11 protein-coding genes are annotated in these 13,556 nt (G+C 42.2%); 6 read left to right on the forward strand and 5 right to left on the reverse strand.

Annotation, left to right across the window (positions count from 1 at the left end):
• The first annotated feature begins 16 nt into the window (after window positions 1-16).
• From cimA to glmS, 5 genes are all read left to right on the forward strand, one after another.
• Window positions 17-1,579, forward strand: coding sequence for a citramalate synthase (cimA, locus tag V6C27_11085; GenBank protein MEG6616961.1), 1,563 nt, complete (start codon window positions 17-19; stop codon window positions 1,577-1,579).
• A 185-nt stretch (window positions 1,580-1,764) separates the two neighbouring features.
• Window positions 1,765-2,592 carry a diadenylate cyclase CdaA gene (cdaA, locus tag V6C27_11090; protein MEG6616962.1) on the forward strand — a complete coding sequence of 276 codons (828 nt, stop codon included), beginning with the start codon at window positions 1,765-1,767 and terminating at the stop codon, window positions 2,590-2,592.
• A complete protein-coding gene (locus V6C27_11095) occupies window positions 2,589-3,569 on the forward strand; it encodes a CdaR family protein (protein MEG6616963.1) in 981 nt (326 codons plus the stop codon). The genes cdaA and V6C27_11095 overlap by 4 nt, the downstream gene beginning before the upstream one ends.
• 174 nt (window positions 3,570-3,743) lie before the next feature.
• Window positions 3,744-5,081: a phosphoglucosamine mutase gene (gene glmM, locus V6C27_11100; GenBank protein MEG6616964.1), complete on the forward strand. Its 1,338-nt coding sequence runs from the start codon at window positions 3,744-3,746 to the stop codon at window positions 5,079-5,081.
• 341 nt (window positions 5,082-5,422) lie between these two features.
• On the forward strand, window positions 5,423-7,252 hold the full coding sequence (glmS, locus tag V6C27_11105; GenBank protein MEG6616965.1) for a glutamine--fructose-6-phosphate transaminase (isomerizing): 1,830 nt from the start codon (window positions 5,423-5,425) through the stop codon (window positions 7,250-7,252).
• A 320-nt stretch (window positions 7,253-7,572) separates the two neighbouring features.
• On the opposite strand, the gene V6C27_11110 is transcribed toward glmS, so the two are convergent.
• The 4 genes from V6C27_11110 to arsB form a co-directional block, all read right to left on the reverse strand.
• On the reverse strand, window positions 7,573-7,776 hold the full coding sequence (locus V6C27_11110; GenBank protein ID MEG6616966.1) for a hypothetical protein: 204 nt from the start codon (window positions 7,774-7,776) through the stop codon (window positions 7,573-7,575).
• Window positions 7,777-8,662: 886 nt separating this feature from the next.
• Window positions 8,663-9,007 carry a DUF5412 domain-containing protein gene (locus V6C27_11115; protein MEG6616967.1) on the reverse strand — a complete coding sequence of 115 codons (345 nt, stop codon included), beginning with the start codon at window positions 9,005-9,007 and terminating at the stop codon, window positions 8,663-8,665.
• A 303-nt stretch (window positions 9,008-9,310) separates the two neighbouring features.
• Window positions 9,311-9,742 (reverse strand): hypothetical protein, encoded by a 432-nt coding sequence (locus V6C27_11120; GenBank protein ID MEG6616968.1) that lies wholly within the window; start codon window positions 9,740-9,742, stop codon window positions 9,311-9,313.
• 552 nt (window positions 9,743-10,294) lie between these two features.
• Window positions 10,295-11,332 (reverse strand): ACR3 family arsenite efflux transporter, encoded by a 1,038-nt coding sequence (gene arsB, locus V6C27_11125; protein MEG6616969.1) that lies wholly within the window; start codon window positions 11,330-11,332, stop codon window positions 10,295-10,297.
• Between the two features lie 231 nt (window positions 11,333-11,563).
• Here arsB and nagB point away from each other — a divergent pair, with 231 nt between their 5' ends.
• Window positions 11,564-12,382 (forward strand): glucosamine-6-phosphate deaminase, encoded by an 819-nt coding sequence (gene nagB / locus V6C27_11130; GenBank protein MEG6616970.1) that lies wholly within the window; start codon window positions 11,564-11,566, stop codon window positions 12,380-12,382.
• Window positions 12,383-12,468: 86 nt separating this feature from the next.
• On the opposite strand, the gene V6C27_11135 is transcribed toward nagB, so the two are convergent.
• A complete protein-coding gene (locus tag V6C27_11135) occupies window positions 12,469-13,368 on the reverse strand; it encodes a hypothetical protein (protein ID MEG6616971.1) in 900 nt (299 codons plus the stop codon).
• Window positions 13,369-13,556 lie beyond the last annotated feature (188 nt).

A 13,556-nucleotide genomic window follows, 5' to 3' on the forward strand; every position in this document is an offset into this window, starting at 1 on the left:
CACGGGAGTGATTGGCGTGCCCAAGGTACAGATATATGATACAACCCTGCGAGATGGCACCCAGGGTGAAGGAATTTCATTATCGGTGGATGATAAAATAAAAATCGCCTTAAAGCTGGATGCCATGGGTTTCCACTATATAGAGGGCGGATGGCCTGGGTCTAACCCTAAGGATATGGAGTTCTTTGCGCGCATTAAAGACTACCCTTTAACCACCGCCCAAGTAACCGCCTTTGGTTGCACCAGAAAGCCCAATGTGGCAGTGGCGGAGGATGCCAATATTAAGGCGTTGTTGGAATCCGGGGTACAGGTGGCCACCATCTTTGGCAAATCATGGGACTTTCATGTTACAGATGCACTAAATACGACGTTGGCAGAAAACTTAGCCATGATTGAAGAATCAGTTGGTTACCTTAAAGGCCAAGGCCTAACCGTTTTTTACGATGCAGAACACTTTTTTGACGGTTATAAAGCTAACCGTAAGTATGCACTGGCTACACTGGAGGCAGCAGAGCGGGGTGGTGCCGACACCATTATTCTCTGTGATACCAACGGTGGTACAATGCCCACTGAAATTACCGAAACCATCGCAGATGTTAAAAACTATATAAATGTACCCCTGGGTATTCACGCCCATAACGATTGCGAGCTGGCGGTGGCCAATTCACTGTTGGCAGTGCAGGCCGGCGTCACCCAAGTGCAGGGTACGGTCAATGGTTATGGTGAGCGCACCGGCAATGCCAACCTGTGCTCAATTATTCCCAATTTGGCCTTTAAATATGGTGTTGATAGCATTCCAGCGGATAATTTAGTGCATCTAACGGAAATGTCCCGCTATGTGGACGAAGTGGCCAACGTTAACCCCAACCCCCATCAGGCATATGTGGGCGCCACTGCCTTTGCCCACAAAGGTGGTATTCATGTCAGCGCGCTGTTAAAGGACGCCGCCACCTATGAACATATTCAGCCGGAACTGGTGGGCAACAGTCGGCGGGTACTGGTTTCGGAGCTATCCGGTAAATCTAATCTGCTATACAAATTTAAAGAAATGAATTTTGATGTAGATAAGCAAAATCCCGAGAGCCGCAAACTATTGGAACAGATTAAAGACTTGGAAAGTAAAGGCTATCAATTTGAAGGGGCCGAGGGTTCCTTTGAACTGCTGATGCACAAAGCCTTTGATGATAGTTATCGCCAACCCTTCTCGTTGGAAAGCATGCGTTTAATTTTAGAGTTGAAGGAGGACCAGCCGGTACAGTCGGAAGCGGTGATTAAAATGAAGGTAAAGGATGAAGTGGTGCACACCGCAGCCGAAGGGAACGGCCCCGTTAACGCACTGGACAACGCCCTCAGAAAAGCATTGGAAGAGATCTACCCCCGGGTGAAGAAAATGAAACTCAACGACTACAAAGTTAGGGTGCTGGATGAACAGGCTGGCACCGAATCCCTGGTTAGAGTGTTAATTGAGACCGGTGACGGCAAAGGCTCCTGGAGTACCGTCGGGGTATCCACAAACATTATCGAAGCCAGTTGGCAAGCGCTGGTGGACAGTATGGCCTATGGTTTGCTAAAGGAATAGGGCAAAATGCGACAAGGGGAGTGGAGGTATGTTATTCTCCTTGTCGCATTTTTTTAGTACTTTAGACCTAGATTTTAACTGCCAATTTCTAATTGCCAGCGGCACTAAAAAAAGGGATAATAATAAATAGATAGAATTGTTTTAAATGCAAGCTGGGTAGGATATATGGGAAGGGAGGGTGCACCTTGCTAGAGCAACTGCAGGCGATAAATTTGGCACCATTTAATCTAATCAGCATATTGGACATTGCCATAGTTGCCTTGGTTTTGTACAAGCTAATGCTCGTCATTAGGGGCACCCGAGCAGTGCAGTTAATTAAGGGTATTGTGGTACTGTTGATAGCTACCACCATTACCAGTTGGTTTCATTTGGATACCATCAATTGGCTGTTGCGTCAGACCATGACCGCTTTGGTGGTGGCTTTACCCATTGTATTTCAGCCTGAATTGCGCCGAGCTCTGGAACAACTGGGGCGGGGCAAATTTTTTGCTCGCCAAATAACCCTTTTGGAAGAAGAAGATAAAAGTCGCATGATCACTGAAGTGGTGCGGGCGGTGCAGGTGTTATCAAAAAATAACATTGGTGCTTTAATAGTTATCGAGCGGGTTACCGGCTTAGAGGAATATATTGATACCGGCATTAAAATTGATGGCATGGTGTCATCGGAATTTTTAATTAACCTTTTTATTCCCAAAACCCCCTTGCATGATGGGGCATGCATTATCAGAGGGGACAGAATAGCAGCGGCGGCTTGTTTTTTGCCCCTTACCGATGCGGAGTTGGATCATGAACTGGGTACCCGACACCGGGCGGGCATCGGCGTTACCGAGTATTCCGATGCTATGACGGTGATTGTTTCGGAAGAAACCGGTCAAATTTCGCTGGCTCAAGAGGGAGAATTATTCAAGGCTTTGGATGAAACATCCCTTAAACAACGGCTAACAGAAGGTTTGCAACCAAAAGCGACACCATCCCTCACTAATTTTTGGAATAAAGCCGGAGGTAGCCAATGAAAGCAACAAATTTAAAATCTGTGTCATGGCGGAGATACTCACTAATGGTTATCTCGGTATTGATTGCCACATTGCTATGGCTGTATGTAAACAACATCCAGTATCCGCCCCAAGAACGGGAATTTAGAATAAATTTACAAGCATCTGGCCTGCCGGAGGGTATGGTGGTTGAAGATATGCCGGAGCGGGTCAGTGTGCGGGTGCAGTCCAGTGGCACTTCGGTGAATGGGTTAAATGCCGATGATTTTAAAGCCACAGTGGATCTAAGCCAGGTTAAGATAGGCGAGAATAAACTAACCGTTGATGTCAGTACCCCGCTGAATGTCAACATTACCGCCGTTAATCCCAAACAGATTACCGTATCGGTGGATAAATCTATTCAAAAACAATTGCCCGTCAAATTATTTTTACGGGGCGACCCCCAGCCGGGTTTCACAGCGGGCGAACCGGTGTTGGTGCCCAAAGCAGTGTTGGCCAGCGGCCCCAGTAAAGTATTAAACAACATTGATGAAGTGCCGGTGACTATGGATGTGGAGGGGGCCAGCCATAATCTTGACTACACGCTGCCGTTGGCACTGCAACAATCGGGAATTCGGCTTTCTCCAGAGGTTGTGCGGGTGGTGGTGCCCATTAACATTAGCGTACCCTTTAAAGCGGTGCCAGTAAAGATAAACACCAGTGGAACGTTGCCCGAAGGTTACGAACTGGTCAGCACCTCGGTAAAACCACTGGCGGCCACAGTGTATGCACCGGGGGGAGTATTGGCTCAGATTAGTGAGGTAAGTACCAAAGGCATCAACCTGAGCAATGTTAACGGCAACATCAGACGGACGGTGGATTTACAATTGCCCCAAGGGGCAGCTTTGTTGCAACCGGACCAAGTGGAGGTTACCATTGAGGTTAAACAAAAACCTGTACCACCACCAGAGGAACAACCCCCCACAGAAGAAGAACCTGTTGAGGAACCAACAGATTAAAACTAAAGGCTCAGTTTTGGGCCTTTTTCTTTATTTAAAAGGCAAGTGTTAAAATCAGGGATTAACGCTGATCTACCAGAGGACATATAATAAAAATTGACAATACAAAAAGCTACAAGTATAATTACGGTGATTTGTTGTGTCTATAACCAAACAAGAAAGAGGCGGAAATTTATGGCGAAACTTTTTGGTACCGATGGAGTTAGGGGAGTGGCCAATCGCCAGCTGACCCCGGAACTGGCATTTAAACTTGGTCGAGCCGGTGCTTACGCTTTAACTGATCAAGGTGATGTGCCTAAAATAGTAATTGGTCGCGACACCAGAATTTCTGGCGATATGCTGGAGGCAGCCTTAGTGGCTGGCATTTGTTCAGTGGGGGTGGACGTTTATAAGGTGGGAGTAATGCCCACACCGGCCATTGCCTTTTTAACCAAAGAACTGGGGGCCACCGCTGGAGTGGTGATTTCGGCCTCCCATAACCCAGTGGAGGACAATGGTATTAAATTCTTTGGTCCCAGTGGCTACAAACTGTCCGATCACATTGAAGAACAAATTGAAACGATGGTAATGCAAAGGGATGTTAATTACCCTGTTCCCGTAGCTGGAGAATTGGGACGGGTGTATAGAATTAGCGATGCCATGGATAGATATGTTAAACATACCTGCAGCACCATCAATGTCGACTTAACCGGCTTAAAAATAGTTGTGGACTGTGCCAATGGTGCTGCTTACCAAGTGGCTCCCCAGGTTTATGCCCAACTGGGTGCCGAAGTAATACCCATTTACAACACACCGGATGGCGTGAACATCAATGCTGATTGTGGTTCTACCCACCCAGAAATGCTGATGAAAAAAGTGATCGAATACGGAGCCGACTTGGGTTTGGCCCACGATGGTGATGCCGACAGAGTGCTGGCGGTAGACAATAACGGCCAATTGGTGGATGGCGACCACATTATGGTGATTTGTGCCAAACACTTAAAAGAGAAAGGCATGTTACCGCTAGATACCGTGGTGGTAACGGTAATGAGTAACCTTGGCCTGCATACCGCCCTAAAAAACAGTGGCATTAACGTAGTGGAAACTAAAGTGGGTGACCGTTACGTAATGGAAAAACTGTTGGCAACCGGTGCCACCCTGGGCGGCGAACAATCTGGACATATCATCTTTTTAGATCACAATACCACCGGTGACGGTGTGGCCACTGCCTTGCAACTGTTGGCGGTAGTTAAAGAAACCGGTAAACCGCTGTCAGAGTTGGCCCGTCAAATGGAGCAGTATCCACAACTGTTGCAAAACGTGCGGGTTAGCGATAAAAATCAAGTGATGAACAGCAAACAACTGAAGGATGCCATTGCTGAGGCCGAGCAGTATTTAGCGGGCGAAGGCCGTATATTAGTGCGTCCGTCTGGTACCGAACCACTGGTGCGGGTAATGGCTGAGGCTAAGGATCAAGCTAAACTGCAGCAAGTGGTGGAAAAACTGGTATCGGTGGTAGAACAACTTAGTTAAGGGGGTGATTGCTGGAATAGCTTAAATGATTTATCTCAGGACAACTGAATAATGTCAAGCGCCAGAACCCTTACTAGTTAACGGGTTGACGAGGAGGGGGTTTATCGAGTATTCGGCGGGTGCCCCCCGGTTGTTCACGACCGCAACGATGCCACAAAACTGCAGGCAACTGCAGCACAAAAGCATCTGGTGAACAGGGAACCACTATCTAAATATAAGGGCAAGTGAAAAAAGTAACAAATAAAACCGTGGTTATGGCCACGGTTTTAAATTTTTTATAGTGTTAAATAGAGAATAGCGATATTGGAAACAATGACTTGAAAGAGAGGGGACATCAGCATATGTGCGGAATAGTTGGTTACGCAGGCAACAAAGCAGCTACGCCTGTTTTAATAGAAGGTTTAAGCAAACTAGAATACCGTGGTTATGATTCAGCCGGTGTGGTGGTATTTGAAAATGGAGAGTTAAGACTGGAGAAAAAAGTGGGCCGCCTCTCGGTTTTAGAGGAACAGTTAAGGGGCAAAGACTTAACCGCCACCGTGGGCATTGGTCACACCCGTTGGGCCACCCACGGTCGGCCATCGGATGAAAATGCCCACCCCCACACCGACTGCAGCGGTCAGTTTGCCGTGGTGCACAATGGTATTATTGAAAACTACTTGGAACTGAGGGAATGGTTGCAACAACGGGGTCACCGGTTTAAATCCGAAACCGATACCGAAGTGCTGCCCCACTTGATAGAGCATTACTACCGGGGTGATTTACTGACCGCAGTGCGACAAGTGATAAAGCGAATTGAAGGCTCCTATGCCTTGGTGGTGATGGCCAAGGATGAACCCAGGCGCTTGGTGGCTGCCCGGCAGGATAGCCCATTGGTGGTGGGTTTGGGTGAAGGTGAGAATTTTCTAGCCTCAGATATCCCGGCTCTATTAAAACACACCCGCCGCACACTAATCATCAATGATGGGGAAATTGTAGATTTAAATGCCAATGGTGTCAAAGTACTGGATGCCCATGGCCAAACCGTTGACAAAGAAGTGTTTGAAGTCACCTGGGAAGAAAGCCAAGCCGAAAAGGGTGGCTATGAGCACTTTATGATCAAAGAAATCTACGAACAACCAAGGGCGCTGCGGGATACCCTCAGTGGCCGTATTTCAACGGAAAACGATGGCGTAATATTAAATGAAATCGCCTTAGATAAAGAGTTTATCAATACCATTAATCGGGTATATATTACTGCCTGCGGCACTGCCTACCACGCCGGTTTAGTGGGCAAGCAAGTGATGGAATCACTGGTTAGGGTGCCGGTGGAAGTGGATGTGGCTTCGGAGTTTCGTTATCGGAAACCGCTGGTGGATGAAAAATCATTGGTCATTGTGGTTAGCCAATCGGGGGAAACGGCCGACACCCTAGCGGCCCTAAGGGAGGCCAAACGCTTGGGAGCCAAATCTATTGCGGTGACCAACGTTGTGGGTAGCTCCATCGCCCGGGAGGCCGATAATGTTATTTACACCTGGGCTGGCCCAGAAATAGCGGTGGCATCTACCAAAGCCTATACCACCCAGCTCATCTGCATGTACCTGTTGGGTCTGTGGTTGGCCCAAGAAAAGGGCACCATAGCAGCGGATGAACTAAGCACCATGATAAATGAATTGAAGGAACTTTATGTTAAAGCCGAAAAAATCCTGGACAACACCGATGCCATCGAACAGTTTGCCAAGGATTATAAAGACAAGGAAAACGCCTTCTTTATCGGCCGTGGCATCGACCATTTGGTGGCGTTGGAAGGTTCGCTTAAACTAAAGGAAATCTCATACATTCATGCCGAAGCCTATGCTGCCGGAGAACTAAAACACGGCACATTGGCCTTAATTGTGGAAGGCATGCCAGTAATCGCCCTGGCCACCCAAGAAAGCCTATTTGATAAAATGGTTAGCAACATCAAAGAAGTAAAGGCCAGAGATGCCTCGGTAATTGCCTTGGCCATGGAAGGAAATAAAGAAGTGGAAAAAATAGCGGATCACGCCATCTACATCCCCACCACCCACCCGCTGCTGGCCCCAGTACTAACGGTAATTCCATTACAACTGTTTGCCTACTACATGAGCGTTGCCAGAGGCTGCGACGTAGACAAACCGCGGAATTTGGCCAAAAGCGTTACTGTGGAGTAGGGGAATGGTTGTATGAGGATTTGTTGTATCAAGAAAATAAAGTCCTTCCGAACCAAATAAAGTTCTTCAGAAACCACGCCTGCCAAGGCGTGGTTTTTTTTCAATTCTAATTGGGAAAGAGCGAGGAAAAACAGGGAAAGCTCCTGTAATGCTTGATAATACAGGGGTTAAAGCAAGGGTAGAGAAGGGTTAAGGGGTTTTTTGGCTTTTTAAATTCCTTTTATCCTTTTTGTGGAAATTCGGGGGTAAGGATATGTTGTACTTCTTTATGATTAACAAAACTACCGCACCCAAAAATAACAGCGGGATTAGCCCCGAACTTAAAACTGCATTAAACCTAACTCTAATAGAAGTTTGACTGCCTCCACATTACCTTTACGCACTGTAGATAAGAACTTCTCTTCGTTGATTTTTGTGATATGATGTTCTTTGTTTAATTTCTCAATAATACCTTGGTCTTGACCACAGGCAGTAAGTAAAATTAATGAAATTAGTACTAAAATAATTGAGCGACCAGATTTCATTTTTATCACCTCTAAGCAACGATTTAGTGGTATATCCATTTCTTGAATAACTCCCCTAAGTTGGTGGTGAATTTTTATTCTTTAATAAACGAAACTTCCAGAGGCTATAAAAGAGTATCCCGCTACTGGATAATAGACCAGAGTATGCACAAATTTTGTATAGATTCTGTGTGTTTAGCGAAAAAGAGATAGCATATAACCACCAAAATAAGCCTACTAAACCGTAGAAGCTAATCACTGCTATTTTAATGCGTTGCCAAGTATTTGTTACTTTTTGAAATATCAGGTATACAAAGGCCAATAGAAATAAAAAGAAGGAAAAACCAATATAAAATTTAAATTCAAGAATAGTAATATGAACTGGTGATGGGTTTGCAAGCAAGATATATAACCAAAGATGAATAAGGGTTAGAACCGAAAAAACTATGAGAAAACAAATATCAAAGATAACCAAAGAAACCTTCTTATAATTTATGCATACCATATTAAAGGCCCCCCTACATTGATTTATATCTAATTATATGTAGTCAGTAGTTAGAAATTTGAAATTACTGGCAATTGTTTTTACAATGTTCAATCAGATAATTAAAGGATAAGGATTATTAAATTTCTATAGTAAATAAATAGTAATCAATTATGGAATATATTTGGTCATATGATATCCATAAACTGGCATAATGCTTATAGCTTGGGTGGATCAAGACAGTTGTCGAATAATGTGATCTTCTGTAGTTCTAAAATTTATAAGGCAAATTTAGTCAAAACCATGTTAAAATTCATTAAAGCTATTTTTATTATGGAAGAATTGGTGTCATTTTCACCTATAACAATAGGATTTGTGCTATTGGTTATAGGGTTATTAATAATGTTAAAATAACTACCAAGTTTAATACTCTCGCCTGAAATCATACCTTTCATTTAGAACGTCTAATTCATGTCCGTTTATTATAACGGTGTCGTTATCAAGCCAAACTATTTTGGCTGTGCTCTCTTTGTAGTTCCAATAGATATTTTTTGGTTCTTTTTCTTCGGCATTATAATTCAACTCTCCAAGTACAGCATATGAAGTAGCTGCTCCACCATTGCACAAGTAAGCTTTCAAGGTATATGTACCATTTGGAGAATCAGCCTCTGTAATTAATTCCCCTTTGGGAAGTCTGTCCATATCGTAGAAGGCCCAATAATAAACATAAACTAATATACCAACTAACAATAGACCAATTACTGAAATGCAAAGTAGAAGTTTTTACCCCCTTATTTAAATAATGGAACTATTTTGCTTATTTGGATAATATCTTTTTGGCATCATACCACCTTTGCCAAAAGTAACTGTTCTAATACCAGAATTATTAAAAAGTAAATGGAGACAATGGCTGCAGACTTGTATCCATACTTATTGTCCATTCCGAACTGCCCTTTGCGATAATTTGGACACTGGTAAAAGAAATTATTGAATAAATTGTGCCAGTTGCTATTGAAATCAGTGGCACTGGCCATAGCTCGTTGTTCATAATTTATCCTTTCAATGTGTTGGTTAGTTAGCTATTACGCTACTGAGGAACTTATCAACTTTATCTTTATCTTGGGCACTAATCTTCAAAGTCCTTCGGCTTTCTTTTTCTCTTAAGATATAAGTTAGTAGTTTGCTGTTTTCACTGGCTAATTCTAACTGGTAGTAGCCAACATAACTCCCGATAGTAGCTTTATCTTGGTAATATTCACCCCAATTATATGAAGTGAATTCTTTCCATCTGATGACACTTCCTCCTGTAAGTAGGCCAATTTTAGAAATGGCGTCTAGCTGCAAGCCACTATGTAAATATGCAACGCCAATTACAAAAATTGCACATATATTTAGTAATCTTTGCAAGCGGTTTTGCATGGTAAGAACGGTATCGTATAGCATGGCATGATTATTGTTACGGGCGTAACTTTCCAGGTTAATCAACAAATCTGAGTTAAACATTTGAAACACATTGTGGATGTATTTTTCTTGTAAAAGGTAAGCATAGGAATCATTGATTCTGTTTACTTCTAATATAAAACCTACAATTGATATAGCTATAATAATAATGCCAAATATAACATCTTGGTTTAGTTTATTTTTAACTAAATGAGCAATTATATATTGCTAATTAGTTTTCTATAGTATACATTCTTCGCTATATTTTTCATTAAAAATATTAGAATAATTCCTGCTAAAATAGGTAGGGCTAATTGTTCATTATATCTATATAGTTGATAAAGCATAAATATTAATATACCGAAGAAGGCGGTGATGACAAGAATAGTGGTGAAAGCTGTTTTTAGTGGAATGTCCTCCCGATATCATCTCAGAATTAATATAATTGGCTTCCATATAAAACGCTGAATTCCTCTATAGTATGGAAAAAACCACTCTATAGTTTTCGCTAAGGAGTGGTTTTTTGGTATGCTAATGTTTATTCTGCTTTTTTTGCTGGGATGAAGGCGCTGAACACAGATTGCCTTTCCTGTTCAGCCCAATTGTGGCCCTGAGTTAATTTTGAAAGTATTTCTTTTTAAAGCCCAGTGCTACGTTTACCAGACCAATCATTACTGGGACCTCAATCAGTGGGCCGATAACGGCAGCAAAGGCAGCACCGGATTCAATGCCAAAGATGGCCACCGCCACTGCAATGGCCAGTTCAAAGTTGTTGCTGGCAGCGGTGAAGGCCAGTGTGGTGCTTTGGCCGTAGTTGATACAGGTCTTTTTGCTCATAAAGAAAGATAAAAAGAACATAATGGTAAAGTAAATTAACAACGGAATGGCGATGCGTACCACATCCATCGGCAACTCGATGATGTATTTACCCTTCAGTGAGAACATAATGACAATGGTAAATAACAACGCCATTAGCGCCAGTGGGCTAATGCGAGGAATAAACTCTTTCTCGTACCATTCCTTACCTTTGCGAGGTAACAATATAAACCGGGTCAATATGCCGGCGGCAAAGGGGATGCCCAGGTAAATTAGCACACTCTTGGCAACGTCATCCACCGAAATATTAATTTCAATGGCTTCCATACCCAGCCAGCCCGGCACTAAAGTGATAAATAAGTAAGCATAAATGGAGTAGAACACCATCTGAAAAATAGAGTTAACTGCTACCAAAGCGGCAGCGTATTCGTTATCGCCATCTGCTAGATCGTTCCAAATGATCACCATGGCGATGCAGCGGGCTAAACCAATTAAAATAAGTCCGATCATGTACTCAGGGTAATCCCGCAGAAAAACAATGGCCAGCACAAACATTAACGAGGGGCCGATAATCCAGTTTTGAATCAACGATAGGCCCATCACCTTGATGTTTTTAAAGGCTTTGCCTATTTCTTCGTATTTCACCTTGGCCAATGGTGGATACATCATTACAATCAGACCGATGGCAATGGGGATAGAAGTGGTGCCCACCGACATGTGGTCCAACAAATCAGCGATGTCCGGAAATACATAGCCCAGACCGACACCAATGGCCATGGCCAGGAAAATCCATAGCGTTAAAAACCTGTCCAGAGTAGAAAGACTTTTTTCTGCCATATTTTAGCCTCCCTCATTCATCCTTTAACTTGCAATAATTGAGCGTTCCTGCATATATTAAGCCTATATAAATATTTAAATATAATTATTAAGTATATTATTATTTTGTTATATGGTCAAATAAAAAATGTTATATATTGCAGGTGGAATTTAAAATATTAGTGAAAATATAAAGAAGAGAATATATAATATTAATTGGATATACAAAACTTTGCAGAGGGGTCAAGACCAATGGATATTATAGTAAGAGATAGTTACCATGAAATGAGCAAATATACCGCTGATATTATTGCCCGCTTAGTAAAATCAAAGCCGGATTGCGTACTGGGACTTGCAACCGGAAGCACACCCATAGGTACCTACAAAGAACTGGTCAGAATGCACAAGGAAGAAGGACTGGACTTTTCCCAAGTTAAAACCTTTAACCTGGATGAGTATTACGGAATAGGAATTGATCTGGATAAGCCCTACCATTTGGACCAGAGTTACGCAAGATTTATGCACGAAGAGCTTTTTAAACACATCAACATTAAAAAAGAAAATATATATCTTCCCGATGGAATGACAAAGGAACCAGAGAAGTTTTGCAAATGGTATGAAGAAGAAATTAAAAAAGCCGGTGGCATCGATTTACAACTTCTTGGTATCGGCGGCGACGGACATTGGGCCTTTAACGAGCCCGGATCATCCCTGGCATCTAGAACCAGAATCCAGGCCTTAACACAGCAAACCCTTAATGATAATTATGAGAGTTTCTATAAAAAGGCTGGAATAGACAGAGCCGATATGCCACATTTTGCCATAACCATGGGCATTGGAACAATTTTAGAAGCTAAAAATATCATCATGATTGCAAATGGAGTAAAAAAGGCTGATGTAGTAGCAAAATGTATTGAAGGACCCATCACTGCCCAAATCACTGCTTCGGCAATACAATTGCACAGTGGGGGAATTACTGTGGTGCTGGATAAGGATGCTGCTTCAAAACTACAGGGTCTTGAACACTATAGGCATGTAGAGAAGTTGAAGCAAGATTATGGTTTTTGTTAGTTAATATAATTGGGGCTGTTGCAAAACGTTTTGCAACAGCCTCTTTTTATTTTGTAACACATGATGTGATGGGTATATCTATAACCCTAAAAAAATTCTTCCTTTTCCTCTTTGGTGTAGAACAGTTTCATGTTTTCCTCCGCGGTTAGTTTGCCTTGGTGGTTTAATAAATACGTTGTGGCATTATTTCTATTAATAAGGGCTTTTTCCTCTAAAGCTCTTATTTTTTCAGGTATACCTTCATCATTTAGCATTTTTTTAACTTGATTAAAAATATTGAAATTTCCAAAGAGAAATTTACCTTCATAAAGGATTTTTGAAGCAACCATGGACTCAAAACTATTGAATTGCAATTGCTCCTTTACCTTGGAAATATCTTTAATAATATAATCTATCTCTTCGTTATAACTGGGGTTCTTTAAAAGGAAGTTTTTGTGATCGTATATAGATAGATCAAGGGCATTGATAATATCATCAGATAAATCTTGGGTAATCACAACAATATCAAGGTCAGAACCCTTAACTAACTCGCCAGTGGATGCTTCGGGCCTGGGTTCTAAATGCGACATTTCATATGCCACATCCCCTGCAATAATAAAACACACACCGGTTTTTATAGCTTCTGAGGCCTGTTGGGATTCAACAATTTTTGTTATTACCCTTTGCGCCAGTTCAAATTTCTTCTTGCTGATTGCAATTATCTCTTGGTGCAGCAACTTGGCTTTTATTATTATGTCATGTACATTATTTTCGGTACCAATTATGGTGTATCCATAAAACTCTCTGATAATAGAGGGAGAAAGTCTGGCATATCCATCCACCTGTCTATCAAGACGTAGGTATCTATCCCCAATTGTTTTGGTAACCACCCTGTCACTGCTATTACAAAACTTCCAAGTTGAAAATTCATCCATATTTATTTTTTCCAGCAATTCTTTTCCGGTCAAAGGTCCTTGGCTATCTAAGAGTGTAATTATTTTGTCCATAGCCTTTCCTTTCTGCTCAACCCTTAATTAATTATATCATTAATTAATTATCGATAAACAGGCTACGACATTTTCCGCTTGTATAATAACTCTAACAGGTCAATTAAAATAACCGCAATGGTTACCCCAACTGCATTGCGTAAGAGAGAATCACCCTCAAACCAATTCCATAATTCTTGAGATAAAAA

It is taken from the genome of Peptococcaceae bacterium 1198_IL3148 (assembly GCA_036763105.1).
Taxonomy (GTDB): Bacteria; Bacillota; Desulfotomaculia; order Desulfotomaculales; family Desulfohalotomaculaceae; genus JBAIYS01.

Excerpts from the sequence above, each read along its gene's own strand:
- glmM (MEG6616964.1), top strand. The coding sequence starts at position 3,744 with ATGGCGAAACTTTTTGGTACCGATGGAGTTAGGGGAGTGGCCAATCGC.
- nagB (MEG6616970.1), top strand. The coding sequence starts at position 11,564 with ATGGATATTATAGTAAGAGATAGTTACCATGAAATGAGCAAATATACC.
- V6C27_11135 (MEG6616971.1), bottom strand. The coding sequence starts at position 13,368 with ATGGACAAAATAATTACACTCTTAGATAGCCAAGGACCTTTGACCGGA.
- arsB (MEG6616969.1), bottom strand. The coding sequence starts at position 11,332 with ATGGCAGAAAAAAGTCTTTCTACTCTGGACAGGTTTTTAACGCTATGG.
- V6C27_11095 (MEG6616963.1), top strand. The coding sequence starts at position 2,589 with ATGAAAGCAACAAATTTAAAATCTGTGTCATGGCGGAGATACTCACTA.
- V6C27_11110 (MEG6616966.1), bottom strand. The coding sequence starts at position 7,776 with ATGAAATCTGGTCGCTCAATTATTTTAGTACTAATTTCATTAATTTTA.
- V6C27_11120 (MEG6616968.1), bottom strand. The coding sequence starts at position 9,742 with ATGTTTAACTCAGATTTGTTGATTAACCTGGAAAGTTACGCCCGTAAC.
- glmS (MEG6616965.1), top strand. The coding sequence starts at position 5,423 with ATGTGCGGAATAGTTGGTTACGCAGGCAACAAAGCAGCTACGCCTGTT.